The organism is Bradyrhizobium sp. 139 (genome assembly GCF_023074175.1).
In the GTDB taxonomy this organism is placed as follows: Bacteria; Pseudomonadota; Alphaproteobacteria; order Rhizobiales; family Xanthobacteraceae; genus Bradyrhizobium.
In genome coordinates, this window is the sequence record NZ_JADPKS010000119.1 from 1 (window position 1) to 24,603 (window position 24,603).

The window sequence follows — 24,603 nt, forward strand, 5'->3', positions numbered from 1 at the left end:
CCATCGCGTTGATCCCGTACAGAAGCAGGTTCCCGGCAAGCGGATGACGCAAAAAGGGATTGACTAACCAAGGCCCGTTACAGAAGCCCGGATGGAGCGAAGCGTAATCCGGGACCGCCGCGCGAGGCTGAACCATCCCGGATTGCGCTTCGCTCCATTCGGGCTACGTCGGCCTGCTTATAGGAAAAATTCCGCCGCTCGTCAGTGGCGCGGCGACAGACCCGCGATGACGAAATCGATCATCTGATCGATGGTCGGCCCCGGCTTGGTGGCGCACTGGGCGATCATCTGGGGATGGAAGAAGCGCATCATCGCGGTGCAGGCGCACAGCGAAGCCAGTTGCAGGTCCGGCGCCTCGAACTCGCCGGAGGCTGCGCCCTGCGCGATCATCTGGCCGATCACTCCGGCAATGCACTCCATGTGGGTGACGCAGACGTCCCAGTCCTCCTGCATCGCGATCTCGACCATCTCGTGCAGCTTGGAATCACCGACATAGCGCTCGGAGTTCATGCGATGGATGGTCGTGAGCAGCTCCCGGAAGCGCTCCAGCACCGGACCGGGCCTCGCCACGATCCGCTGCGCCTCCAGTTCGACCTCGCCCATCAACGAACGAGCCACCGCCTGGTGGATCGCCTTCTTCGATTCGAAGAAGCGATAGACATTGGCGGGGCTCATCCGGAGCTCTTTGGCGATGTCTCCAACCGTGGTCTTCTGATAGCCGATCTGGCGGAACAGCCGCTCGGCCACCTCGAGAATCCGATCCCGGGTGTCGCCTTCGATATGTTCCGCAACCAATGTCATGTGTCAGGACTCGTCCGTCAGCAGTCTTCTCATTTATTCAGCCGCTTCAGCAAGCGGAATTGCGTGCTGGTCATCGCTCCCATGCTGCGGCGCGGCAGGCTGCTCGGGCGTGCCCGCCTCGTCCAGACTCTTGCGGAACCAGAGGGCGTAAAGGCCGGGCAGGTACAGCAGCGTGAGGAAGGTCGCAACGAACAAGCCGCCCATAATGGTAATCGCCATCGGGCCCCAGAAGGCCGAGCGCGACAGCGGGATCATGGCCAGGATCGCGGCGAGCGCCGTCAGCACCACAGGGCGAGCGCGGCGGACGGTCGCCTCCACGATCGCCTCACGGCGGGTCAAGCCGTGAGAAACATCGGTCTCGATCTGGTCGACCAGGATGACCGCATTGCGCATGATCATGCCGGCGAGCGCGATCAGGCCGAGCAGCGCCACGAAGCCGAACGGGGCGTTGGCGACGTTGAGCCCGAGGGAGGCGCCGACGATGCCGAGCGGCGCGGTCAGGAACACCAGGATCAGGCGCGAGAAGCTCTGGAGCTGGATCATGAGCAGCGTCAGCATCACCATGATCATCACCGGGAAGAGGATGAAGATCGATGCGTTGCCCTTGGCGGATTCCTCGAAGGCGCCGCCCGCCTCGATGCGATAGGCCGGCTCGAGGTTATCCTTGATCGCCTTCAGCTTCGGCGTGATCTGGCCGGTGACATCGGGCGCCTGCACGCCGTCGACGACGTCGGAGCGCACGGTGATCGCCATGTCGCGGTTGCGCCGCCACATGATCGGTTCCTCGTGGGCATACTCGATCTTGGCGATCTGCTGCAGCGGCACGGCGACGCCGTCCCGCGAGGTGACGGTCAGATCGCCGACACCGCCGAGGTCGAGACGTTCGGACGAGACGGCGCGCGCGACCACGCCGACCTTCTCGATGCCGTCGCGTATGGTCGTGACCTGTGCGCCGGAGATCAGCATGGCCAGCGCCTGCGACACGTCTTGCGGGGTCAGGCCCATGGCGCGGGCGCGATCCTGGTCGACGACGAGCTTCAGGTACGGCGACTGCTCGTTCCAGTCGAGCTGGACGTCCTTGACGCTCTTGTTCTGCCGCATGACGTCGCGAACCTGATAGGCGATCTCGCGCACCTTGTTGGCATCGGGACCGATCACGCGGAACTGCACGGGGAAGCCGACCGGCGGACCGAAGTTGAAGCGGTCGACGCGCACACGTGCTTCGGACAGGAAGCCCTCGGCAGCCGCGTTTTCGATCTTGGCCTTGATGCGCTCGCGTGCCTCGACGCCCTTGGCGACGATGACGATCTCGGCGAAAGCCTCGTTCGGAAGCTGCGGATTGAGGCCGAGCCAGAAGCGCGGCGAACCCTGGCCGACATAGGCCGTGTAGGTCTCGATGTCCTTGTCATCCTTCAGCAGCGTCTCGGCCTTCTTCACCGCCTTTTCGGTGACGTTGAAGGCGGTACCTTCCGGCAGGCGAAGCTGGAGGAACAGCTCGGGCCGCTCCGACAGCGGAAAGAACTGCTGCTGGACATGGCCGAAGCCGACGATCGAGGCGATGAAGACGCCGACGGTCGCGGCCACCACGGTGATGCGGTGATTGACGCACCATTGCACGATGGCGCGCAGGCCGCGGTACATGCGGGTCTCGTAGACCGCGTGCGGATCGTGATTGTGGTGCACCTTGATGTTGGGCAGCAGCATGACGCCGATATAGGGCGTGAAGATCACCGCCACGAACCAGGACGCGACCAGCGCGATCGCCACAATCCAGAAGATGCTGCCGGCATATTCGCCGACGGCGGAATTGGCAAAGCCGATGGGGAGGAAGCCAGCGGCCGTGACCAGCGTTCCCGTGAGCATCGGAAACGCAGTGGATTCCCAGGCAAAGGAGGCCGCGCGAAAGCGATCCCAGCCCTGCTCCATCTTCACCACCATCATCTCGACCGCGATGATGGCATCATCCACCAAGAGGCCGAGCGCGATGATCAGCGCGCCGAGCGTGATGCGGTGCAGATCGAGCGACATCGTGTTCATGACGATGAAGACGATGCCGAGCACCAGCGGCACGGACAGCGCGACCACGATGCCGGTGCGCCAGCCGAGTGCCAGGAACGACACGAACAGAACGATGACGAGCGCTTCCATGAAGGAGTGCACGAACTCGCCGACGGCGTGCTCGACCACCATGGGCTGGTCGGCGATGAGCTTGACATCGATGCCCTGCGGCACCGCCTTCATGAATTCGGCGGTCGCCTTCTCGACCTCCTTGCCGAGATCGAGAATGTTGGCGCCCTTGGCGGTGACGACGCCGATGCCGATTGCGGCCTTGCCTTCCTGGCGCACGATGAAGCTCGGCGGGTCGACATAGCCGTGGGTGACGGTGGCGATATCACCGAGACGGAAGACGCGGCCGTTGCTCTCGACCGGAGTTTCGGCGACGGCCTTGGCGCCGTCGAGCGCGCCGGTGACGCGCAGCGGCACGCGCTGCGACGAGGTCTCGACCGTGCCGGCGGGCGTTACGTTGTTCTGCTTGGCGAGCGAATCGAACAGCGCCTGCGGCGTGATGCCGAGGGTGGCGAGCTTGGCGTGGCTGAATTCGACGAAGATGCGCTCGTCCTGGTTGCCGTAGACGTCAACCTTGGTCACGCCCGGCACCTTCAGCAGGCGCTGACGAAAACCTTCCGAGACCTTCTTGAGCTGGGCATAATCGGCGCCGTCGCCGGTCATCATGTAGAGGATGGAATCGACGTCGGAGAATTCGTCGTTGACGACGGGCCCCAGAATCCCCGCGGGCAACTGGCCCTGCACGTCGGCGAGCTTCTTGCGCAGGAGGTAGAAGAGATAGGGCACGTCCTTCGGCGGCGTGGAATCGCGGAAGGTCACCTGGAGCGCGGTGAAGGCGGGCTTGGAGTAGGTCTGCACCTTCTCGAAGTAAGGCAGCTCCTGGATCTTCTTCTCGATGGGATCGGCGACCTGGGTCTGCATCTCCTGCGCGGTCGCGCCCGGCCAGATCACGGAGACGTTGACCACCTTCACCGTGAAGAAAGGATCCTCGGCTCGCCCGAGCTTCTGATAGGAGAAGAAGCCGGCGACGCCGAGTATGAGCATCAGGAACAGGACCAGCGTCGGATGGCTGACGGCCCAGGCCGAAAGATTGAAGCGCTTCATCGCACTCTCCGTAAGACGATCCAATTGCCAAAAACGACAGCCACTCGGTTCAACCCGTCATCGCGAGGCAGCGAAGCAATCCAGGGGGCTGGGCAGGTTCTGGATCGCTTCGCCGCTTCAGCCCCAGTATTTGCGCTCGGGCCGAAACTCACCTCGCAACGACGAACTTGTAAAAACGTTTAGAAGGACAGTGACGAGACGATCCGCACCCTCTGGCCCGGATCGAGCTTCTGCACGCCAAGCGCGACGATCTTGGCGCCTTCTTCCACGCCGCTGGTAATGACGACGTCGTTGCTCTCGTACGACTTCACCACAACCGGCTTCAGCGTGACCGCGCCGTTGTCGTCGACGACGTAGAACGAAGGCTTGCCGCCTTCGTTGAACAGCGCCGACAGCGGCAGCCGCGCGACGCGCTCGGTTGCCGCGTCCGACAGCGTCAGCGTCGCGGTCATGCCGAGCGAGACCTTGTCGTCGGCCTCGGGCAGCGAGAATTTTGCAAGATAGGTGCGCGTGGCCGGATCGGCCGCCGGCGCGATCTCGCGCAGCTTGGCCGTATATTTCTTGCCCGGCTCGGACCAAAGAGTGACACTGGCGACGCCCGACTTGGCGCGTCCAACCAGCGTCTCAGGGATCGCGACGACCGCTTCCTTTTCGGCAAAGCGGGCGACACGGATCGAAGCCTGGCCCGCGGCGACCACCTGGCCGGGCTCGATCAGCGTTGCGGTGACGACGCCACGGGCGTCGGCGTTGAGCGTCGCGTAGGAAAGGGAATTTTTGGTCAGTTCGACCGAGCGCTCGGCCCGGTTCAGCCGCGCGCGGGCCTCGTCGGCAGCGGCCCGGCTCGAATCCATCTGGGCATCGGTGGTCCAGCCTTTGGCCTTCAGATCCTTGGCGCGCTGCTCGGCAGCGGCGGCCTGGGCGAGCACGCCGGTCGCAGCGGTCTGCTCGGCAACGGACTGCTCGGCCTGGAGCTTGAGGTCGACCTCATCAAGGGTTGCGAGCGGCTGGCCGATCTCCACGGTCTGGCCGACTTCGACGAGGCGCTTGGCGACCTTGCCGGCGACACGGAAACCAAGATCGCTCTCGATCCGGGGCCTGACGGTGCCCACGAAGCTGCGCTCCGGCGTCTCGGCATCGTAGTGGGCGGCTGCGACCAGAACCGGCCGCGGCGGCTCCGCCTTTTCAGCAACGGTATCATTGCACCCGGCCAGGGCGGCGGCCATCAGGGCCAGCGACACACCCGCCAAGAGCCTGGAATAGCTGGATAATACTGACCGGACGAACATCGGAAGACACTCCTGCATCTCGATTGAGAGGAATGTCGACTAATCACTGATGAAAGTCAATAATCGTCAGTCATCAGAAAAGCGTGATCGTTAACAGGTGGTAAGGGTTGGGAGACCGCCACCAAGGAGGCGCTAATACAAGAGTGGGCGAAGCGTGTGCCCACCTTTGCGCTTGATGAAGCTGGAAGAAATGGTGGGCACGGCGCTGCGCGCCTTTGCCCACCCGAGGCTGTGCCTACCGCCCCTGCTCGGCGAATTCGTGCTTGCTCTCGTGGCCGCCGACGAAGACCAGAATGCCGGCAAGCAGCGGCAACACCGCAAGCACGAGCAAGCCGGTCGAGGTCTGTCCCGTGGCTTCCTTGACCCAGCCGATCAAATAGGGCCCGCCGAAGCCGGCGAGGTTGCCGATCGAATTGATCAGCGCGATGGCGCCGGCCGCCGCCGTGCCGGAGAGCCAGGCGGTCGGCAGCGTCCAGAACACGCCAAAGCAGCAGAACACGCCGATCGCGGCGACCGTCAGCACCACCATCGTCATGGCGGGATCGGTGAGATACGAGGAGACGCCGAGCGCGACTGCCGTGAGCAGCAGCGGCCCGCCGACATGCATCACACGCTCGCGCGCGGCGTCCGAATGCCGCGCCCACAGAATCATGGCGATGGTGCCGAACAAATACGGGATCGCGGTGACGAAGCCGGTCTGTGCGTTGGTGAGGCCGAACGCCTTGACGATCTGCGGCAGCCAGAACTGCATGCCGTAGAGCGCGCCGACGAAGCCGAAATAGACCAGGCTCAGCATGATCACCTTCGGCGACGACAGCGCCTCGCCGAGCGACAAATGCTTCACCGCCTGCTTGGCGGCGATCTCGGAATCCAGCTTCGCCTTGAGCCAGGTCTTCTGCTCGGTCGAAAGCCAGTCGGCCTTCTCCGGCCTGTCGGTGAGGTAGAACCAGGTGACGATGCCGAGCAGCACCGAGGGGATGCCCTCGATGATGAACAGCCACTGCCAGCCCTTCAGCCCCATCGCGCCATCGAGCCCGAGCAGCAGGCCCGACACAGGTGCGCCGATCACCGTCGAGACGGGGACGGCGATCGCGAAGGCCGCGAGGAAGCGGGCGCGATATTCGGCCGGGTACCAGTAGGTGAGATAGAGAATGATGCCGGGGAAGAAGCCGGCTTCGGCGACGCCGAGCAGGAAGCGCAGGACGTAGAAGCTCGTCACCCCGCTGACCAGCGCCATCAGCGCCGAGATGATGCCCCAGGTCACCATGATACGGGCGATCCAGCGGCTCGCGCCGAACCTTTCCAGCGCCAGATTGCTCGGCACCTCGAAGATGAAATAGCCGATGAAGAAGATGCCGGCGCCCCAGGAGAAGATCAGCGGCGTGAACTTCAGCTCGGCGTTCATGGTCAGCGCGGCGAAGCCGAGATTGACGCGGTCGAGATAGGAGAAGAAGTAGGCCAGCACCAGGAACGGAATCAGGCGCCAGGAGATGGCGCGGATGGTCGAGGTCTCGATTTCGCTCTTGGCTCCGCCGGCAGATCCGGCATAGGTCGTGGTCTGGCTCATGGCTTCCCCCGGGTTGTTGCTTTTGTGAGCTGATCCGGGGTTTTGAGCATCACGGGCAAAGAGTCAATGGAGCAAGCAATGCACGGGGCGCAACCGGATAAATCTGTTGCGCCGTTACGGACATCCCTGATCCGCGCCGGGCTGGCGCTGGCGGTGATCGCCTGCGGGCTGTCCCTGCGCTGGTACGGCTTTCCGCTCGGCCTGCCCGCCTTCGTGGTGAAGTACGGTGGCTCGCTGCTGTGGGCAACGATGGTGCTTCTGCTGGTTGGCGTTTTGCTGCCGCGGCTGTCGCAAGCGCAGATCGCCGCCATCGCCGCAGCGATTGCGATCGCTGTGGAGTTTTCCCGGCTGGTGCATACGCCATGGCTCGACGCATTTCGACTCTCCACCGCGGGCGCGCTGCTGTTGGGGCGCGTTTTTTCGCTGTGGAATTTGGTTGCTTATGCGATCGGGATTGTGTTTGGCGTCTGGATCGACCGTCTCGCCGCGATGCGTAGCCTCGTAGGGTGGGCAAAGGCGCCCTAGCGCCGTGCCCACCATTTTCTCCACGGATAATGATGGTGGGCACGCTTCGCTTTGCCCACCCTACGAGACCGACGCCGTGGCGAGCAGCTTCACTCCGCCAATTGAAACTGCTCGAAGCGATCGAGCTCGTCCTCGATCTTTTGCTTCAGCTCCCTGCGCCCCGCCGTCTTCTTGCCCTGGCCGATCCAGGTCCATTTCTGCATCAGCAGCTTCTTCGCTTGCCGGTCGGTCTTGAGATCGAGCGCGGCGACGATCTCGTCGCCGACCAGCACGGGCAACGCGAAATAGCCGAGCTTGCGCTTGGCTTTCGGCACATAGGCTTCGAACAAATGATTGTAGCCGAAGAAGACATCGGTGCGCTTGCGCTGGATGATCAGGGGATCAAACGGGGAGAGGATGTGAACGAGATCGGGCGAGGCGCCCTCACCCGGCTCCAGCGCCGCAGGCGCGGCCCAATGCTCCTGTTTGCCGGCGCCTTCGACCGCAACGGGCACGAGCTCGCCGCGTCGGACGCGCGAAGTGATCAGGCCCGCGACCGCCTTCTTGCTCGGCGCATCGAGGTGGCAGATCGAGTCCAGACTGACCACGCCCTGCGACCGCAGCGCGCGATCGAGCAGATACGCCGTGATCTCCTTCGCCGACGCCGGCTTCGGCGGCTTGTCCCAACCGAAATGGCGCGTCATCAGCTCGTAGGTCTTGAGCATGCCCTGGCGCTCGCTGACGGTCACAACGCCGGTATAGAAGGCGAGTTGCAATGCCCGCTTCGACGGTTTTCGGCTCTGCCAGAGATGCTCCTTCTCAGTGAGCACGTCATCCTCGATGTCGCGGATCGTCAGCGGGCCGGCGCGCACCAGCCGCATCACCTTGCGCAAATCGGCCGGCGTGACCGAGGCGTACCATTTGTGTCCCTCGCGCCGGTGCTCGCGCATCGCCGGCAGAAAGAAGCGAAAATCGTTCGCCGGAACGTAGGACAGCGCATGGGTCCAGTATTCGAACACGCTTTTGTCGACGCTCTGCGCCTGGCGCAGGTCGGTGCGGCGGTAGGACGGGATGCGACTGAACAGGATGTGGTGATGGCAGCGCTCGATCACGTTGATGGTGTCGATCTGGACATAGCCGAGATGGGCGACCGCATCCGCCACCGCGCGCGCACCCTCCCCGAACGGCGCGCGCTCGTCCAGCCGCTGGGCGTGCAGCCAGATCTGCCGGGCCTGTGTCGTGGTGAGTGGGAGCGGTTTGGGGACGCGTGACATTGCGAAGAGCAATGTAGCGGGATTCGCGCCGGGGCAAAGAAGCCGGACAAAGAAAAAGCCGCGCTGCCATCTGCTGACAGCGCGGCCGAACGGTGCGCGCCTCGACCAAGGATGAGCGCAGGTTTCCAACAGGGAAGGCGGCCCGGATTGGGCCGCCCCCGTCGCCCTTTGCCGCCCCGGTGATCCAGATCACCCAGATCACAATGCGTCGTTGTGAACTGGATCAGATTGCTCTCATCGGATCGGCTCAGGCCGCTCCGAGCGTAGCGAAGAAGATTGGATCAGGGGAATACGGATGGAATTTCGGCCATTTTTGAATGTGACCGGCATCACATCAGGTTATTTGAACCCGCCCTATGCTTGCAGCATCAAGTAGCCACCAAGCGTAACAGCGAGGATACGACAATGACCCATTTCAATAAGTTTTTTGTCAATAAGTTTTTTGCCAATAAGTTTTTTGGACTGAAGGCGATCACCCTCTCGGCAGTTCTGTCGATGTCGGCGGGCTTGGCACTGGCCGGCGACAACGTCTCTACCGACCAGATCCTGGATGCGCTGAAGCCAAAGCCGGCGACCCGCGGCCTGTCCGCCGGTCCGCAGGCCGATCCGGCGGTGCAGGCCAAGGAATCGACGTTCCTGAACACCGTGCGCAACCGCTCGACCCGGTCGCTGTCGACCGGCGAGCGCGAGCAGATCGCCGAACTCGCGGCAACCAAGCCGAAGATCGATCTGGAGATCCAGTTCGACTACAACTCGGCCGACATCGCCAGGACTTCGGTGGCCTCGGTGCAGGCGCTCGGCAAGGCTCTGTCCGATCCGTCACTGAAGGGCTCGACCTTCGTGGTCGCCGGCCACACCGATGCGATAGGGACTGAAGAGTACAATCAAGGGCTCTCCGAACGTCGCGCGGACACCATCAAGAAGTATCTGGTGCAGAACTACGCCCTCACCGGCACCGATCTCGTCACCGTCGGCTATGGCAAGACCAAGCTGAAGGACACCGCCAACGGCGCCGACCCCGTCAACCGCCGCGTCCAGGTCGTGAACATGGACACCGAGACCGCATCCAAATGATCCACAGGTAATCGCCGCCGAAACACGCCGCCTGCCATAATCGTGGCAGGATTTCATATCCAGCTCTGGAACAGCATCATCCGGTTGAACGTCTGCATCGACGTGCCGATGAAGGCCGCCGAGATCGGCAGCATGGCGGCAAAGCCCGCTGCCGCGACCGCGACATAGGCCCACAGCAGCCAGCGCGGCAGCCCCTCTCTTCGCAGCACGTAGACGAGTGCAAGCGATGCCGCGGTTGCGGCCGGCAGATAATAGTAGATGAAGCCGAGCGTGCGCGGCAGCAGCGCCCAGGCGAGCCACGGGCCGAAATAGAACGCCGCGATCAGGAACGCATCCCATCGGCGCGTCACGATGAAGTCGCGCAGCACAACGGCAATCGCAAGCAACGCCGGCCACAGCACCAGGGGATTGCCGAGCAAGACGATCGCGGCGATGCGGTCCTCCGCGGCCTTGTCGAACAGGAACCACACCGGGCGCGCGAGCAGCGGCCAGGACGGCCACGAGCTCATATAAGTGTGGCCGGCGATCGCCGTGGTGGTGTTGTCGGAAAATATCCGGCGCTGCGCCTCGAGCAGCTCCGACAGCGATAATCCGTGGAGCGGAACGAAGGCCGCAAGATATGTCATCGCCGGCAGAACGGCGAAGCAGAGCGTGACATGCTGCACGCGAAAATCGGGCCAGAGATCGGGCCGATACCAGTCGCTCGGCTTCGCGTCGGCAAACATTGTGTGCCAGCCCTGCATCAGGCGGACCGCGCAGACGATGACGATGCAAACGCCGAGCGGAAACAGGCCGCTCCATTTGCAAGCCGCTGCAAGACCGAACAGGCTGCCCGCGAGCGCGAACGGCGCATGCGGCCGCTCTCTTCGAAAGCCGTGCATGAAGGCGGCGGTCGCGAGCAGGCCCAATCCGAGCGCGAAAATGTCGAGCATAGCGATGCGCGCCTGCACGTAGAGCATCTGGTTGAAGCCGGCGATCAGCGCGGCTGCGATCGCGGGCCCTTGCGCGGAGAACAGCGCAAGCCCGCACAGATAGATCGCGACGATCGCGAGGGCGCCGAACAGGGTCGACGGATAGCGCCAACCCAGTGCGTTGTCGCCGAAGGCTGCGATCGATGCCGCGATCAGCTCCTTGGCCAGCGGCGGATGCATCGGATTCAGCATCGGCTGCGACATCGTAGGTGCCAGCATCTGCCGCGCCGCGGGCACGTAATGCACCTCGTCGAAGACGAACTTCTCCGGCACCGTCAGGCCGATCAGCAGCGCGAGCTGCGCCGCTAGGAAAATCGCGACAGCTATCACTGCGCTCCGCGACACCTTTGGAACTGCGGGCAATTCAAGCTGCTGCTGTGGGGATGTTTTACGTGGCAAATCTGCTTCACCGCGAGGAAAAATAAAGCTGGTCGTTTTCATTGAACGCTTTCCGCCGCAACTGTCACTAAGCATAACGCAGGTCCCGCGCCGTTTGTGATAATTTCGCCACATCAGAAGCGCGCGCGATCCGGTACGATCAGGGACATATCATCGGTTGCGAAATGAATTTGCGTTTCTTGTTTTTCTCCGCACTGCTGTCGGCCGCGTTGTGCGCGGCGCCTTGCGCACGGGCGCAGACGCGCGTCGGTGAAGCCGTCGTGATTCAAAACGAAGTGGTGCGCGTGGCCGCGGCCACGACGCCGATCAGTGTCGGCGACAGCATGCTGCGCGACGAGACCGTGCGCACGGGCGCCGACAGCACAGCGCGCTTCGTCATGGCCGACAGCACCAATCTGTCGCTCGGGTCCGGCGCGACGCTGAAGCTCGACCGCACCGTCTTCAACGACGAGCACAGCTATCGCGACGTCGCGATCCGCATGACCACCGGCGCATTCCGCTTCGTCACCGGACATTCGGACAAGACCGCCTACAAGATCACGACGCCGCTCGCGACCATCGGCGTGCGCGGCACCACGCTCGACATCCTCTCGCAACGTGGCCGCTCCGTTGTCGTGCTTCAGGACGGTGCGGCCAGCGTCTGCACGACGAACTCCCAATGCGTGCAGCTCACCCAGCCCGGCGACACCGCAATCATCACCTCGGCCGGCGGCAAGGTCAGCATCACCAAGACCAACACGCCGCCCTGGACCTTTGCCGCCAACTGCGCCGCAAGCGCCGGGCTGTGCTCGGTCAACCAATATGCGGACGCCTCGCCGGCCCTCACGCCCGCCGTCCAGGACGACGGCATGCTGTGCGGGCGGTGACGATGGCGAAACTCCGCAAAGTGCTCCTCACGGTCGCACTGATCGGCGCCACAGCGGTTGTGCTGATCGCGACGGATATGCACCCTGCCGCGGCGCAGGCCTCGCCGACACCGACATATAGCCCATCGCCAACACCGTCGCCGTCGCCGTCGCCGTCGCCGAGCCCGTCCCCCTCTCCTTCGCCGACCCCGACCAGCGTAGATTCCAGCGGCAATTCGATCGGCGGTCTCGCCAACCAGCGTTTCAACCAGATGATCACCAACCGGGTGCTCGGGACGGTGCTGCTCGGCGTCAACGAGCAGGTCAATTGCAACGACTGCATCAGCGCGTTCGGCTCGGCCGGCTCGTTCTCGGCCGGCATTCACGGCCGCAAGGAACTGACCAACAATTTGTCGCTGCTCGCCGGCATCGCCTACACGCAATACAGCGAGGGCGGCTACAACATCACCAGCGCGCCGATCGGCGCCTTCGCTCTGCGCTATGACCTCACCGACTGGGGCTCGTCGCGCCCGTTCTTCGACGTCGGTACGATCCTGACGCCGTGGGAGAAGGCACGCTACACTCGCAGCTACAACACCAGCCTCGGCCCGGTGAGCGTGACGAGCTCGACCAATGCTTCGAACTACGCCGTCTACGGCCGTGCCGGCTGGATAAGCCGCGTGTCACCGCGCGACGAGATCGCGGCCTCGATCGAAGTCTGGCAGCTCTGGCAGCGCGTGTCCGGCTACACCGACAGCGCGGTCGCGTTTAACCCGTTCGACGCCAGCATTGCGACCGGCACCGATCGCACCAGCCTGGTCAAGATCGGCGGCCAATGGACCCATCTCTACGGCAGCAACATCGAGGCCAACATCAATGGCGGCTGGGTGCAGTCGTTCGCGAGCCGCAGCGGCATCGTCGCCACCGTGACCGGCGATGGCATGGTGGTGCCGACGATGGGCAACCAGGGCTGGTTCGAATATGGCGGCCGCCTCGGCTTCCGCGTGCAGAAGGGCTGGATCGTGGACGTCTTCGCCAACGGCACGCTGGGCCCGCAGCCGGTGGGGAACACCATCCACGGCGGCGTGGGGCTGCGGATCAGTTACTGAGATCCCGAGGAGAGTCGTAGGGTGGGCAAAGCGAAGCGTGCCCACCACATCGCTCAATCGAGGACAGATGGTGGGCACGGCGCAAACGCGCCTCTGCCCACTCTACAATACTACGGTACTTGTCGGGACCTCAGGCCGCCGGCTTGCCCTCGAACGCGCGGCGTAGGGCATCCACGTCAAGCTTCACCATCTTCATCATGGCCTGCATCGCGCGCGCCGCTGCCGCCTTGTCCGGGCTCGTTAGAAATTCGAACATCACCTTCGGCACCACCTGCCAGGCCACGCCCCAGCGGTCCCTGAGCCAGCCGCACTGCTCTTCCTTGCCGCCATGGGCCAGGAAGGCATTCCAGACGCTGTCGACCTGGGCCTGGTCGTCACAATGGATCATCAGCGAGAGTGCGTGGGTGTATTCCATCTTCATGCCGCCGTTGAGCGCGACCAGGGGCTGTCCGGCCACCGTGAACTCGACGACGAGCACGGAGCCTTCCTTGCCGGATGGATTGTCCGAAACGTTGCGCTGAACGTGAGTAATCTCCGAATTCGGAACGAGCGAGACGTAGAACTTCGCGGCTTCCTCGGCATCGCCGTTGAACCACATGCAGGGCACGAGCTTGGACATCGTGGATGCTCCTCTTCAGATTCTCGATGCTGGGGCTTCGATCAGGCGTTTGCCATGTCGGGCTGGGTGGTGGCGGCCGCGAAGTCCATCCACGTCACGCCCCACATATGACCGTCCGGATCCTCGAAGCTGCGGCCGTACATGAAACTGAACTCCTCCTTCGGGCTGGGATCGGCCGCGCCGCCCGCGAGCTCGGCCTTGCCGACGATATCGTCGACCTCGTCCCGGCTGTCCGCGGACAGGCAGAATAGCACCTGGCTCGAGGTCCTGGAATCCGCGATCGGTCTCGGCGTGAACTGACGGAATTTGTCGTGGGTCATCAGCATGGCGAAAATGGTCTCGGAAATGACCATGCAGCTCGCCGTGTCGTCGCTGAATTGCGGATTCCTGACCACGCCGATCGCCTCGTAAAAGGCGGTGGCGCGCCTGAGATCGGTCACCGGCAGGCTGACGAAAATCATCTTGGGCATCGGAAGCTCCTTGGGCGGGGTTCTGCCCAAGGACGGACGGCCCGGCGGCCATCCGACACGGCTTCCGAATATTTTCTAGCCCGGGGCTGCGGGGTTCTGTCGCACAGACCCCTTGGCGTTGTGGCAGCCCTACTTCGTCTCGTTCGGATCCCGGTGAACGGGGTCGATCCACAGCACCGTCTCGGGCTTCTCGACCGGCTCGATATCAAGGTTGATCGCGACCGCCTCGCCGTCGCTGCGCACCAGCACGCATTCCAGCACCTCGTCCCGGCTGGCGTTGATCTCCTGATGCGGCACGTAGGGCGGAACGAAAATGAAATCGCCGGGGCCAGCCTCGGCGGTGAATTGCAGGCTCTCGCCCCAGCGCATCCGCGCCCTCCCCTTCACCACGTAGATGACGCTTTCAAGATGGCCGTGGTGATGTGCGCCGGTCTTGGCATCGGGCTTGATGCTGACCGTGCCCGCCCACAATTTCTGCGCGCCGACGCGGGCGAAATTGATCGCGGCCGCGCGGTCCATGCCCGCCGTCGACGGCACGTTGGTATCGAGCTGGTTGCCGGGAATGACGCGCACGCCGTCATGTTTCCAGCGATCGTCGTGATCGTGGTCATGGTGAGAATGCGAATGGTCATGGCCGGTCATGAGGACTTGCTTTCTGTTGGTTCCATGCGGGCGAAGCTAGCCAAACCCACGCTGGCAAGCCATACCAAAAATCGGAACCCTCCCAGCCATGAAACGTTGTCTCTGCGACAAACGGAAGGAGAGTTTTATGGGTAGCACCACCGACAAGATCAAGGGCACCACCAATGAGGCGATCGGCAAGGCCAAACAGGGCATTGGCGAAGCCACCGGGTCCGATCGTATGAAGGGCGAAGGCACGGTGCAGGAGGTGAAGGGCAAAGGCCAGCAGGCCATGGGCGACGCCAAGGACGCCGCGAAGGATGCGGCGGATCGCGCCGCAGCCGCCGCAAAGCGAGCGGCTGAGTAAGGAACGTTAGACTGAAAGCGAAAAGACCGGCCGCGAGGCCGGTCTTTTGTTTGCGCCGCATGCCGACACGGCAGCCGTTGTTCACTTCACCGCGAGCAATTCCACGTCGAACATCAGCGTCGCGTTCGGCGGGATCACGCCGCCTGCGCCCCGGGCACCATAACCGAGCTGCGGCGGAATGATCAGCGTGCGTTTGCCGCCGACCTTCATCGAGGCCACGCCCTCGTCCCAGCCGGCGATGACACGGCCCTTGCCGATCGGGAATTCGAACGGTTCGTTGCGGTCGAGCGACGAGTCGAATTTCTTGCCCTTCTGACCGTTCTCGTAGAGCCAGCCGGTGTAATGCATCACGCAGATCTGGCCGGGCTTGGGTGAAGCGCCGGTCCCGGCGACGCCGTCGGTGATCTGCAAACCTGAAGCTGTGGTCATGGTCTTTCCTGCGGTCTGGGCCGAGGCCGTGGTGGAAACAAGGCCGGACACGCCGCCGATCACGGTGATCGCGAGTGCCGACATGATGGCGAGGAGCAGGCGCTGTAAACGCTGCATAAGACACCTTCCGTTCGAGGCGGGAGGTGTCTAGCGCAACGCGGGTGCGGTTTCCACCCCTCACACCTCGATATTTTCCAGCCGCACGGGCAGCTTGCGGATGCGCTGGCCCGTAGCGTGATAGATCGCGTTGCAGATCGCGGCGTTGGTGCCGACATTGGCGAGTTCGCCGAGTCCCTTCGCGCCTGCCGGGTTGATGTGATCGTCCTGCTCGGAGAGCAGGATGACCTCGACACCGGGCACGTCGGCATTCACGGGCACGAGATAGTCGGCAAGATTGTCGTTGACGTAGCGCGCATTGCGCTGGTCGATCTCGGTGGCCTCCAGCAGCGCCGAGGACATGCCCCAGATCAGGCCGCCCATGAGCTGGCTGCGCGCCGTGCGCGGATTCATGATGCGGCCGGCCGCAAAGGCGCCGACCAGACGCGGCGCACGGATTTCATGCGTGAAGCGGTTGACGCGGACCTCGACGAACTCGGCGCCGAACGCATAGGCAATCTTGTCCTTCATGGCGTGGCCGCCGACGAGCCGCGCATGCCCGCTGTGCATCGCCTTGAAGGAATCCAGCGGCGCGCCTTCCGGCTTCCACTCGCCATATTCCTCGACGACGCCGGCACCCAGCTCGTCAAAGGCCTTCTCAAGATCGAGCGGACGATCGCTCTTCGCCACCTGCGTACTCGGCGCTTGACTGATTCCGACGGTCTCCTTCGCCTTGTCGGTGAGGCTGTCGCTCGGCATCAGGGCCTTGAACAGCCTTTGGCGAATCTGATCGCACACCATCATCACCGCCGAACAGGTACTGGCGGTCGAATTCGAGCCACCGGCAACCGGCGCCGGCGGCAGCTCGCTGTCGCCGACAAGGACGGCGACCTTCTCCAGGGGCACGCCGAGCCGCTCGGCCGCGGTCTGGGCAATGATCGTATAGGCGCCGGTGCCGATCTCGTGGCCGGCGATCTCGACCCTGGTGCGGCCGTCGCGCTGGAGACGGACGCGCGCGGCGGATGGCGCCATCTGCGTCGGATAGCAGGTGGCCGCACAGCCATAACCAACCAGCCAGTCGCCATCCGACATCGATTTCGGCTGCGGCGAGCGCTGCGACCAGCCGAACGCCTTGGCGGCCTCATCGAAGCACGCCATCAATGACCGCGATGTATAGGGCTTGCCACCGATTGGCTCGTTGGTGGTGTCGTTGATGCGGCGGAGCTCGACCGGATCCATGTTCAGCTTCACCGCGAGCTCGTCCATCGCGCTCTCCAGCGCGAAGAGATACGGCACCTCTGGCGGTGAGCGCATGAAGCCCGGCGTGTTGCGGTCGGCGCGCACGATCGAGACCAGGCTGTCGACGTTCGGGCAGGCATAAAGCCGCGTCGTCGTCTTGGTGCCGCCGACGCAATAGGCATCCGGGCGCGAGGAGACCTCCGCGCCCTCGTGCCTCAAAGCCACCAGCTTGCCGTCCCGGCTCGCGCCAAGCCTGATCTCATGGCGCGTCTCGGCGCGGTAGGTTGCGATCGTGAAGCCCTGGTCGCGGGTCGGCACCAGCTTGATCGGCCGGTTCAGGCGTTTGGCGATGCCGGCGATGATGGCGGTGCGGGGCGTCATCGAGCCGCGCGAACCGAAGCCGCCACCGACATAGGGATTGACCACGCGGATCTTGTCGGGGTCGATGCCGAGCTGCTCGGCCACACCGTTCTTCAGGCCGTAGACATACTGGCTGCCCTCATAGATGACGAGGTTGTCGCCCATCCAGGCGCAGCTCGTCGTGAACAGCTCCATCGGATTGTGGTGCTGGGTCGGCGTGTCGTAGGAGGCGGTGAGCTTGACCTCGGCCTTGTCGAACGCCTTGGCAAAGTCGCCAACTTCCGGGTCTTCCTTGAATTGCGCGTTCTGTCCCTTTGCCGCTGCGGTGGTCGTCCCCGGCGAGTCGAAGCTCGCGCTCGGCGCTACGGCCGTGTAGCTGACCTTGACGCGGTTGGCGGCCTCGCGCGCGGCCTCGTAGCTCTCCGCAACGACGACCGCGATGATCTGGCCGTCATGCGCGATGTCGGCCGATTTCAATGGCTGGATCGTGGTCCCGGCATAGCCGCCATTGCTGAACAGCTTCGACTCCTTAAGCTTCGGGGCGTTCTCGTGCGTGACGATGTCGATCACACCACGGACCCCCCTGGCATCGTCGAGATCGAAGCTGTCGATGCGACCCTTGGCGATGGCGCTGGTGACCAGGAACGCATAGGCCGGATTGTCCAGCGGCATGTCGGAGGCGTAGGTCGCCCGGCCCGTGACCTTTGCGGCGGCGTCATAGCGCGGCACGGGCTGGCCCATATTTGCCTTCGGCTCGGGAGCAGCAGCGGTCATGATCGGATCTCCATCGTTACGGCCTGCTGGAGCGCGCGCGTCATCACGCGCTTGCCGAGCGCGATCTTGAAGCTGTTGTGACGGCGGCCCCGGGCGTCGGCAAAAGCGGCATCAGCGACACGCTGCGCCAGGCCGTCGTCGAACTTCTGTCCCTTCAGCAACGCTTCCGCCTCGCGCGCGCGCCACGGCACGGTGGCGACACCACCCAAAGCCACGCGTGCATCCCGGATCGTACCGTCCTGCACGTCGAGTGCGACCGCAGCCGACGACAGCGCGAACTCATAGGATTGCCGGTCCCGCGCCTTGAGGTACACCGAACGCGGCCATCGTCCGGGCACGGCAAAGGCGGAGATCAGCTCACCCGGCTGAAGCGTGGTCTCGATGTCGGGCGCGTCGCCAGGAGGCTTGTGCAACTGTGCGAACGGCATGCTGCGCGTGCCGGCCTGGCCGGTGATCTCGACCATGGCATCGAGAGCGATCAGGGCCTGCGCGAAATCGCCGGGATAGGTCGCGATGCATCGGTCGGACGTACCAAGCACGGCATGCATGCGGTTGACGCCGTCCATCGCAGCGCAGCCGGAGCCGGGATTGCGCTTGTTGCAATTCTCATAGGAGACATCGCGGAAATAGCTGCAACGCGTCCGCTGCATCACATTGCCGCCGAGCGTGGCCATGTTGCGCAGCTGGGCGCTGGCGGCGAGCTTCAGGGAATTCGCGATCACTGGATAGTTGCGCTCGATCTCGGCATGCGCGGCTACGTCGGACATCTTCGCGAGCGCGCCGAGCCGCAAGGCGTCGCTGCCTGGCTCGATCGCCGACCAGCCGCGCGCAAGCGGGTTGATATCGATGACCGCGGCGGGCCGCATCACGTCGAGCTTCATCAGGTCGATCAGCGTGGTGCCGCCCGCAAGCGGCTGCGCTGTAGCCTTCGTCAGCGGATTGTTCGCCGCCGCGGCGGCGCTGAGCGCCTGCACGGCCATGGTGGGGTCTGATGCCCTTTGATATGAAAATGGTCGCATGCGCCTAGCCTTTCATGATCTCCGGTGCGGCCTGCTTCACGGCTGCGACGATGTTGGGATAGGCGGCGCAGCGGCAGATATTGCCGCTCATATATTCGCGGATATCGGCCTCGCTGCCCGCATGCCCCTCCTTGACGCAGGCCACGGCGGACACGATCTGACCCGGCGTGCAGTAGCCGCATTGAAACGCGTCGTTGTCGATGAAGGCCTGCTGCATCGGATGCAGGTGATCGTCGGTGGCGAGACCCTCGATTGTCGTGATCTCCTGCCCCTCGGCCGCGAGTGCGAGCGTCAGGCACGAGACCACGCGCCGATCGTCGATCAGTACCGTGCAGGCGCCGCACTGGCCGTGGTCGCAGCCCTTTTTGCTGCCGGTAAGCCTGAGATGTTCACGCAAGGCGTCGAGGACCGTGGTGCGCGCATCGATGTGCAGACGCATGTCCTTGCCGTTGACTCGCAGCGTGACGTCGACAGGAAGTGCCGCATCCTTTGCGCCTGATGCGCTCGCATCCTGCGCCGCCGCGCGCGCCGTGATCGGAACCAGCGCACTCCCGGCGGCGCCCGCGATGAAGGTGCGCCGATCGAATCCGGATGGTCGGGAACTTGATTTGTCGGACATGGACGGCCTCCGCCGCTTTCGAGCAACAGCGGCGCACGCCTGCACCGCTCATCGCCCCCTCAACTTCGAGCAACAAGCGCAGTTCCGAATGACAAAGGGCGACGCAGCAAATGCCACGCCGCCCTTTGTCAAATCTTCCTGATCTGACGCGAGGAACCCCGCCCCGCGCGCGGACGATCAATAACCGAGCGCGCAGCCGTCCTTGCGCGGATCGGAACCGCCGGTGAGCGTGCCCTTGTCCCAGTCGATCCAGATCGCCTGGGCGCCGCCGAGCGGGCCGACCACGCTGGTGGTCTTGTGGCCGAGCTTCTTCAGCCCTTCGACGATATCAGCAGGCACGCTGTCCTCGAGCTGGTACTGGCCCTCGTAGTGCAGGCCGCGCGGCATATCCATCGCCTCCTGCACGTCGCAGCCATAATCGAGGATGTTGGTCACCACGCGGGTCTGGCCGACGGGCTGATATTGTCCGCCCATCACCGCGAACGGCATCACGGAGCGGCCGCCCTTGGTGAGGAGGCTCGGCATGATCGTGTGCAGCGGGCGCTTGCCGCCGGCGATGCAGTTGGGATGGCCGGGCTGGATGCGGAAGCCGCCGGCACGGTTCTGGAGCAACACGCCAGTCTTGTTGGAGACGATCGCCGAGCCGAAGGAATGCGCGATCGAATTGATGAACGAGCAGACGTTGCGGTCCTTGTCCACGACAGTGATGTAGATGGTCGATGGATTCATCGGCGGCGCGACGTTCGGCAGGTCGAGCATGCCGTCCATGCGAATCTTGCTGATGTGCTCGTTGCAGAATTCCCTGGCGAGGATCTTCGACACTTCAACCTGCATGTGGTCGGGATCGGCGACATGCAGCTCGCGATGCATGTAGGCGATGCGCGCGGCCTCGGCTTCGAGATGGAAGCGCTCGATGCTGAGCGGCGGGTATTTCGTCAAGTCGAACCGCGACAGGATGTTCAGCATCAGCAGCATGGTCAGCCCGGGTCCGTTCGGCGGGCACTGCCAGACGTCGTAGCCCTTGTACATGGTGCCGATCGGCGTCGTCGTCTCGGTGCTGTGCGCCGCGAAATCCTCGAGCGTGTGCAGGCCACCGATGCCGCGCAGGGTATCAACCATGTCTTCCGCGATCGGACCCTTGTAGAAGGCGTCGCGGCCGTCCTTGGCGATCGCGCGCAGGGTCTTGCCAAGCTCGGCCTGGCGGATGACGTCGCCGGCCACCGGCGGCTTGCCGTGCGGCAGCAGATAGCGCTGGGTGTTGGTGCCGTTCTTCAGCTTCTCGAACTGGTTCTTCCAGTCGAAGGCGATGCGGGGCGCGACGACATAGCCTTCTTCGGCCGCCTTGATCGCGGGCTGGAGCAGCCGGTCGAAGCCGAACTTGCCGTGATCGCGCAGCACGGTCGCGAAGGCATCGACCACGCCGGGAATCGACACCGCATGCGCCGAGGTCAGCGGTACGGAAGTAATCTTGCGCTCGAGATACCAGTCGGCGTTCGCCGCCTTCGGCGCCCGGCCCGAGCCGTTATAGGCGATGATCTTGCCCTCGCCGCGCGGCTGGATCAGCGCAAAGCAGTCGCCGCCGATGCCGGTCGATTGCGGCTCGATCACGCCGAGCACGGCCGAACCCGCCACCGCCGCATCCACGGCCGTGCCGCCCTCGCGCAGCACCTCGATCGCGGCGAGCGACGCCTGCGGATGCGAGGTCGCCACCATCGCGTTGGTGGCGTGGACGGTGGACCTGCCGGGGAAATGGAAGTTTCTCATGTCAATTCTTGCTCTCGTTAGGCTCTCTTGGAAGGCGCTCTTGGACCGTGGGGCGCGCGGCGCGCCATCTCGGAAAAACCGGGCCTACATGACACATTCCGGCCCGCCGGGGCAATGCTGGCATACCAGCGAAATGGCTGCCATCCGCTGGGCGTATAGACTTTTGCCCTCCGGGGCCATGCGGGTTTTCTGAGCGGCGGCCGCCTGCTAAACGAGCCGCCATGATCCACAAGGTCGCCGCCTTCTACCAATTCGCCGCCCTGCCCGATTACCGCGAGCTGCGCGAGCCGCTGCGCGCGTTCTGCGCAGGCCTCGCGCTCAAGGGCAGCGTGCTGCTCGCCCGGGAAGGTATCAACGGCACGATTGCGGGTGCGCCCGAGGCGGTGAACGCTTTTGTCCACGAGCTCGCGCACGGCGACATGTTCCGCGGCCGGCTGAACAACCTCGAATTGAAGTTCTCGACTGCCGAGGCAATGCCGTTCGGCCGGCTCAAGGTGCGGCTGAAGAAGGAAATCGTCACGCTCGGCGACGAGGCGGCCGATCCGACCCGCTTGGTCGGCGCCTATGTCGACGCCGCCGAGTGGAACGTGCTGATCTCCGCGCCCGATACGCTGCTGCTCGACACCCGCAACGCCTTCGAGGTGGCGATGGGCACGTTCGAGGGCGCGGTCGATCCCGGCATCAGGAGCTTCGGCCAGTTCAAGGACTTTGCCGCCGAGCAGCTCGATCCGGCAAAGCACCGCAGGATCGCGATGTTCTGCACCGGCGGCATCCGCTGCGAGAAGGCGAGCGCGCATCTGCTCGCACGCGGCTTCGCCGAGGTCTATCATCTCAAGGGCGGCATCCTGAAATATCTGGAAGAGGTGCCGGAGGCGCAGAGCCGCTGGCGCGGCGAATGCTTCGTGTTCGACGAGCGCGTGGCGCTCGGCCACGGTTTGCTCGAACACGGCTTGCGAGAACACGGCTTGCGAGAACACGGCTTGCGCGAACGGGACAAGGGGCACGACCGTGACGAATGACATCAAGACGCTGGACGAGCGCATCGACACACTGGAGATGCGCATCGCTTATCAGGACAATACGATCGAGACGCTGAACCAGACGATTACCGCGCAGTGGAAGCAGATCGACGCGCTGACGCGGAAGATGGCAGAGCTCGGCGAGCGACTTCAGGAAGCGGAGGCGAATGCGCCAGGCCCTGCCAACGAGCCCCCGCCGCATTATTGAGAATGATGGGCTACAGCCCTGACGCCTTGGGCAGCAGGCTCGCCACCTCGACTGACATCATCAGGCGGTCGCGCCCACCTTCCTTCGCCGCATAGAGCGCCTGATCGGCAGCCTCGATGAGCGAGCCCACGCCGGCCGTGCGTTCCAGCGCCGGCCGGCAGGCCGCGCCGCCGAGCGAAGCGGTGACGCAGCCCGATGCGCGATTGGTGCTGTGGACGACGCCCGCCTCGCGCACGGCGCGGCGGATCCGCTCGCCGATCCGCGCGCAGCCTGCGGCGTCGGTGTTCGGCAGCAGCATGGCGAATTCCTCACCGCCATAGCGCGCAGCCAGATCTCCGGCACGCTGCATCTCGGCCGCGATGACCGTCGCCACCACGCGCAGACAGGCATCGCCTGCGGGGTGGCCGTATTCGTCGTTGTAGGCCTTGAAGTGATCGACGTCGATCATCAGCAAAGCGAGGCTGGAGCGGTCGCGATAGGCGCGCGCCCATTCCTCCTTCAACCGTTCGTCGAAGCGGCGGCGGTTGGCGAGCCCGGTGAGGCTGTCCTCGATCGCGAGCGTCTCGAGCCTGGTCTCCAGCTTCTTCTGCTCGGTGATGTCGCGCGAGATCGCGACCACACCGTCGACGTTGCCGTTTTCCTTGCGCGTCACCCGCATGGTCGATTCGAGCCAGACTTCCGAGTCTTGCCGGTGCACGTTGCGATAGGTGACGCGCACTTCCTCCTTTTCGCCACGCTTCATGGCATCGACGAGCAACTGGACCTGCGGCAGATCATCCGCATGTACGCCGGCGAGGGCGGGCGTTCCGATCAGCTGATTGGGCCGCCACCCGACGACGCGGACCGATGAGGGCGAGACATAGCGCAGCCGCTCGTCGAGCCCGATACGCGTCACCATATCGCTCGAGCCTTCCGCAAGCAGGCGGAAATGCGCCTCTTTCTCGACCAGGGCCGCGGCCATGCGTTGGCCCCGCTGCAACTGCCGCACCAGCACCGCGCCGATGATCGCGATCAGCATGACCAGCGCGAGCACGTACAGCATGCGGGAAATGGCCGCGGCGCGCCAGGGCGCGAGCAATTCCTCCTTGTCCACGGTGGCGAGCAGGACGAGAGGGAAACGGCTGCTGCGCTTGAAGAAGCTGACGCGCTCGGCGCCGTCCAGCGGCGACTTGAAATGATAGGCTCCGCCCGCCCGCTGCAGGCTCGGGTCGCGGAACAACGGGGCATCGGCGACGCTGCGCCCGACGAATTTGTCGTTGCTCGGGTTGCGAGCGATGACCAGGCCGTCGCCATGCACGAGCGCCACCGAGCTGTTACGGCCGATCTCGAACTGTTCGTAGAAATGCGAGAGATATCTGGAGCTGATGGTCGCGAGCACCGCGCCGCCGAAGCTGCCGTCCAGCTTGTTGAATCGGCGCGACAATGTGATGAGCCATTCGCCATCGAGCTGGCTCTTCACCGGACGGCCGACATAAGGCTCCCGTTTCGGGGAGAGCTGGTGATAACGGAAGAAAGCGTCGTCGCTGAGCGTCGAACCGATCGTGCCGGGCAAGGTCAGCCAGTTGCCCTGGTCGTCGATGATGGCAAGGCTGTGCACGCGCTCCATCGCCTTCCTGCGCGCATCCAGCAGGCTTCTGAGCTTGGCGATGGTGGCGGGTTCGGTCCCGTCCATTTCCAGCCGGCTGACGACGCCGACAACACCGGAATCCAGGAGGTCGAGGCTGTCCTCTGCATGCTGCGTCAGCGAGCGCGCAACGTTCGCCATCTCGGTCTCGGCGCCCCTGAGCACGGCATCGCGCGCGGCCCATTCACGCCAGCCGCTGACGCCGAGGATGGTCGCACAAGTGAGCACGACGAACGCCGCCGCCCGCAGCGGCAGGCGGCTCCATCCAACTCGTTGGGTAGCAGCGTTCATGCGGCAGAATTCTCCGATCGTCGGAAACTCTGCCGCTTCTGTTATTGAACCCTGAAACGCTTGCGGACATTCGCAGGGATATG

Annotated in this window: 22 protein-coding genes; 7 read left to right on the forward strand and 15 right to left on the reverse strand. The window is 64.2% G+C overall.

The genetic code is table 11. The annotated features are described in order from the left end of the window. Positions 1 to 201: 201 nt before the first annotated feature. The 4 genes from IVA80_RS27445 to IVA80_RS27460 all read right to left on the reverse strand — a co-directional run bounded on the left by IVA80_RS27445 (position 202) and on the right by IVA80_RS27460 (position 6,825). The gene (locus IVA80_RS27445) at positions 202 to 801 is read right to left on the reverse strand and encodes a TetR/AcrR family transcriptional regulator (protein WP_247437504.1); all 600 of its coding nucleotides are present in this window, start codon (positions 799 to 801) and stop codon (positions 202 to 204) included. A 33-nt stretch (positions 802 to 834) separates the two neighbouring features. Then, entirely contained in the window at positions 835 to 3,972 is a 3,138-nt protein-coding gene (locus IVA80_RS27450) for an efflux RND transporter permease subunit (protein WP_247437505.1), read from the reverse strand. A gap of 179 nt (positions 3,973 to 4,151) precedes the next feature. Beyond that, on the reverse strand, positions 4,152 to 5,258 hold the full coding sequence (locus tag IVA80_RS27455; RefSeq protein WP_247437506.1) for an efflux RND transporter periplasmic adaptor subunit: 1,107 nt from the start codon (positions 5,256 to 5,258) through the stop codon (positions 4,152 to 4,154). A 235-nt stretch (positions 5,259 to 5,493) separates the two neighbouring features. Continuing rightward, the gene (locus tag IVA80_RS27460) at positions 5,494 to 6,825 is read right to left on the reverse strand and encodes an MFS transporter (protein WP_247437507.1); all 1,332 of its coding nucleotides are present in this window, start codon (positions 6,823 to 6,825) and stop codon (positions 5,494 to 5,496) included. Positions 6,826 to 6,903: 78 nt separating this feature from the next. Between IVA80_RS27460 and IVA80_RS27465 the strand changes: the two genes are divergently transcribed. Next, positions 6,904 to 7,350 carry a DUF2809 domain-containing protein gene (locus IVA80_RS27465; RefSeq protein WP_247437508.1) on the forward strand — a complete coding sequence of 149 codons (447 nt, stop codon included), beginning with the start codon at positions 6,904 to 6,906 and terminating at the stop codon, positions 7,348 to 7,350. An 89-nt stretch (positions 7,351 to 7,439) separates the two neighbouring features. On the opposite strand, the gene IVA80_RS27470 is transcribed toward IVA80_RS27465, so the two are convergent. Then, on the reverse strand, positions 7,440 to 8,603 hold the full coding sequence (locus IVA80_RS27470) for a crosslink repair DNA glycosylase YcaQ family protein (protein WP_247437509.1): 1,164 nt from the start codon (positions 8,601 to 8,603) through the stop codon (positions 7,440 to 7,442). A 405-nt stretch (positions 8,604 to 9,008) separates the two neighbouring features. Between IVA80_RS27470 and IVA80_RS27475 the strand changes: the two genes are divergently transcribed. Further along, positions 9,009 to 9,677, forward strand: coding sequence for an OmpA family protein (locus tag IVA80_RS27475; protein ID WP_247437510.1), 669 nt, complete (start codon positions 9,009 to 9,011; stop codon positions 9,675 to 9,677). Positions 9,678 to 9,730: 53 nt separating this feature from the next. Here the strand turns inward: IVA80_RS27475 and IVA80_RS27480 are convergent, their stop codons facing one another. Further along, on the reverse strand, positions 9,731 to 11,161 hold the full coding sequence (locus IVA80_RS27480) for a glycosyltransferase family 39 protein (protein WP_247437512.1): 1,431 nt from the start codon (positions 11,159 to 11,161) through the stop codon (positions 9,731 to 9,733). A 50-nt stretch (positions 11,162 to 11,211) separates the two neighbouring features. Between IVA80_RS27480 and IVA80_RS27485 the strand changes: the two genes are divergently transcribed. Together IVA80_RS27485 and IVA80_RS27490 are read left to right on the forward strand one after the other, a co-directional pair. After that, positions 11,212 to 11,913 carry a FecR family protein gene (locus IVA80_RS27485; protein ID WP_247437514.1) on the forward strand — a complete coding sequence of 234 codons (702 nt, stop codon included), beginning with the start codon at positions 11,212 to 11,214 and terminating at the stop codon, positions 11,911 to 11,913. Positions 11,914 to 11,915: 2 nt separating this feature from the next. Beyond that, complete coding sequence (locus IVA80_RS27490) at positions 11,916 to 13,001, forward strand: hypothetical protein (RefSeq protein WP_247437515.1); 1,086 nt, start codon at positions 11,916 to 11,918, stop codon at positions 12,999 to 13,001. A 130-nt stretch (positions 13,002 to 13,131) separates the two neighbouring features. Here the strand turns inward: IVA80_RS27490 and IVA80_RS27495 are convergent, their stop codons facing one another. The 3 genes from IVA80_RS27495 to IVA80_RS27505 form a co-directional block, all read right to left on the reverse strand. Next, the gene (locus IVA80_RS27495; protein WP_247437516.1) at positions 13,132 to 13,620 is read right to left on the reverse strand and encodes a VOC family protein; all 489 of its coding nucleotides are present in this window, start codon (positions 13,618 to 13,620) and stop codon (positions 13,132 to 13,134) included. Positions 13,621 to 13,661: 41 nt separating this feature from the next. Further along, positions 13,662 to 14,090: a VOC family protein gene (locus tag IVA80_RS27500; protein ID WP_247437517.1), complete on the reverse strand. Its 429-nt coding sequence runs from the start codon at positions 14,088 to 14,090 to the stop codon at positions 13,662 to 13,664. 129 nt (positions 14,091 to 14,219) lie between these two features. Next, positions 14,220 to 14,732 (reverse strand): cupin domain-containing protein, encoded by a 513-nt coding sequence (locus IVA80_RS27505; protein WP_247437518.1) that lies wholly within the window; start codon positions 14,730 to 14,732, stop codon positions 14,220 to 14,222. Between the two features lie 127 nt (positions 14,733 to 14,859). Here IVA80_RS27505 and IVA80_RS27510 point away from each other — a divergent pair, with 127 nt between their 5' ends. Then, positions 14,860 to 15,078 (forward strand): CsbD family protein, encoded by a 219-nt coding sequence (locus tag IVA80_RS27510; protein ID WP_247437519.1) that lies wholly within the window; start codon positions 14,860 to 14,862, stop codon positions 15,076 to 15,078. A gap of 81 nt (positions 15,079 to 15,159) precedes the next feature. Here IVA80_RS27510 and IVA80_RS27515 read toward each other — a convergent pair whose 3' ends face one another. The 5 genes from IVA80_RS27515 to ggt all read right to left on the reverse strand — a co-directional run bounded on the left by IVA80_RS27515 (position 15,160) and on the right by ggt (position 21,378). Then, positions 15,160 to 15,624, reverse strand: a complete 465-nt coding sequence (locus IVA80_RS27515) for an FKBP-type peptidyl-prolyl cis-trans isomerase (RefSeq protein WP_247437520.1) — start codon at positions 15,622 to 15,624, stop codon at positions 15,160 to 15,162. A 60-nt stretch (positions 15,625 to 15,684) separates the two neighbouring features. Next, entirely contained in the window at positions 15,685 to 17,976 is a 2,292-nt protein-coding gene (locus IVA80_RS27520; RefSeq protein ID WP_247437521.1) for a xanthine dehydrogenase family protein molybdopterin-binding subunit, read from the reverse strand. After that, positions 17,973 to 18,995, reverse strand: coding sequence for a xanthine dehydrogenase family protein subunit M (locus IVA80_RS27525; RefSeq protein WP_256467537.1), 1,023 nt, complete (start codon positions 18,993 to 18,995; stop codon positions 17,973 to 17,975). Before IVA80_RS27525 ends, IVA80_RS27520 begins: the two co-directional genes overlap by 4 nt. 4 nt (positions 18,996 to 18,999) lie before the next feature. After that, complete coding sequence (locus IVA80_RS27530) at positions 19,000 to 19,614, reverse strand: (2Fe-2S)-binding protein (protein ID WP_247437524.1); 615 nt, start codon at positions 19,612 to 19,614, stop codon at positions 19,000 to 19,002. Between the two features lie 177 nt (positions 19,615 to 19,791). Next, entirely contained in the window at positions 19,792 to 21,378 is a 1,587-nt protein-coding gene (gene ggt / locus IVA80_RS27535; RefSeq protein WP_247437526.1) for a gamma-glutamyltransferase, read from the reverse strand. A 221-nt stretch (positions 21,379 to 21,599) separates the two neighbouring features. On the opposite strand from ggt, the gene IVA80_RS27540 reads away from it, so the two are divergent. Together IVA80_RS27540 and IVA80_RS27545 are read left to right on the forward strand one after the other, a co-directional pair. Then, positions 21,600 to 22,397: a rhodanese-related sulfurtransferase gene (locus IVA80_RS27540; protein WP_247437528.1), complete on the forward strand. Its 798-nt coding sequence runs from the start codon at positions 21,600 to 21,602 to the stop codon at positions 22,395 to 22,397. After that, complete coding sequence (locus tag IVA80_RS27545; protein ID WP_247437530.1) at positions 22,387 to 22,605, forward strand: SlyX family protein; 219 nt, start codon at positions 22,387 to 22,389, stop codon at positions 22,603 to 22,605. Before IVA80_RS27540 ends, IVA80_RS27545 begins: the two co-directional genes overlap by 11 nt. Positions 22,606 to 22,615: 10 nt before the next feature. Here IVA80_RS27545 and IVA80_RS27550 read toward each other — a convergent pair whose 3' ends face one another. Further along, positions 22,616 to 24,520, reverse strand: a complete 1,905-nt coding sequence (locus IVA80_RS27550) for a diguanylate cyclase (RefSeq protein WP_247437532.1) — start codon at positions 24,518 to 24,520, stop codon at positions 22,616 to 22,618. Positions 24,521 to 24,603: the final 83 nt, after the last annotated feature.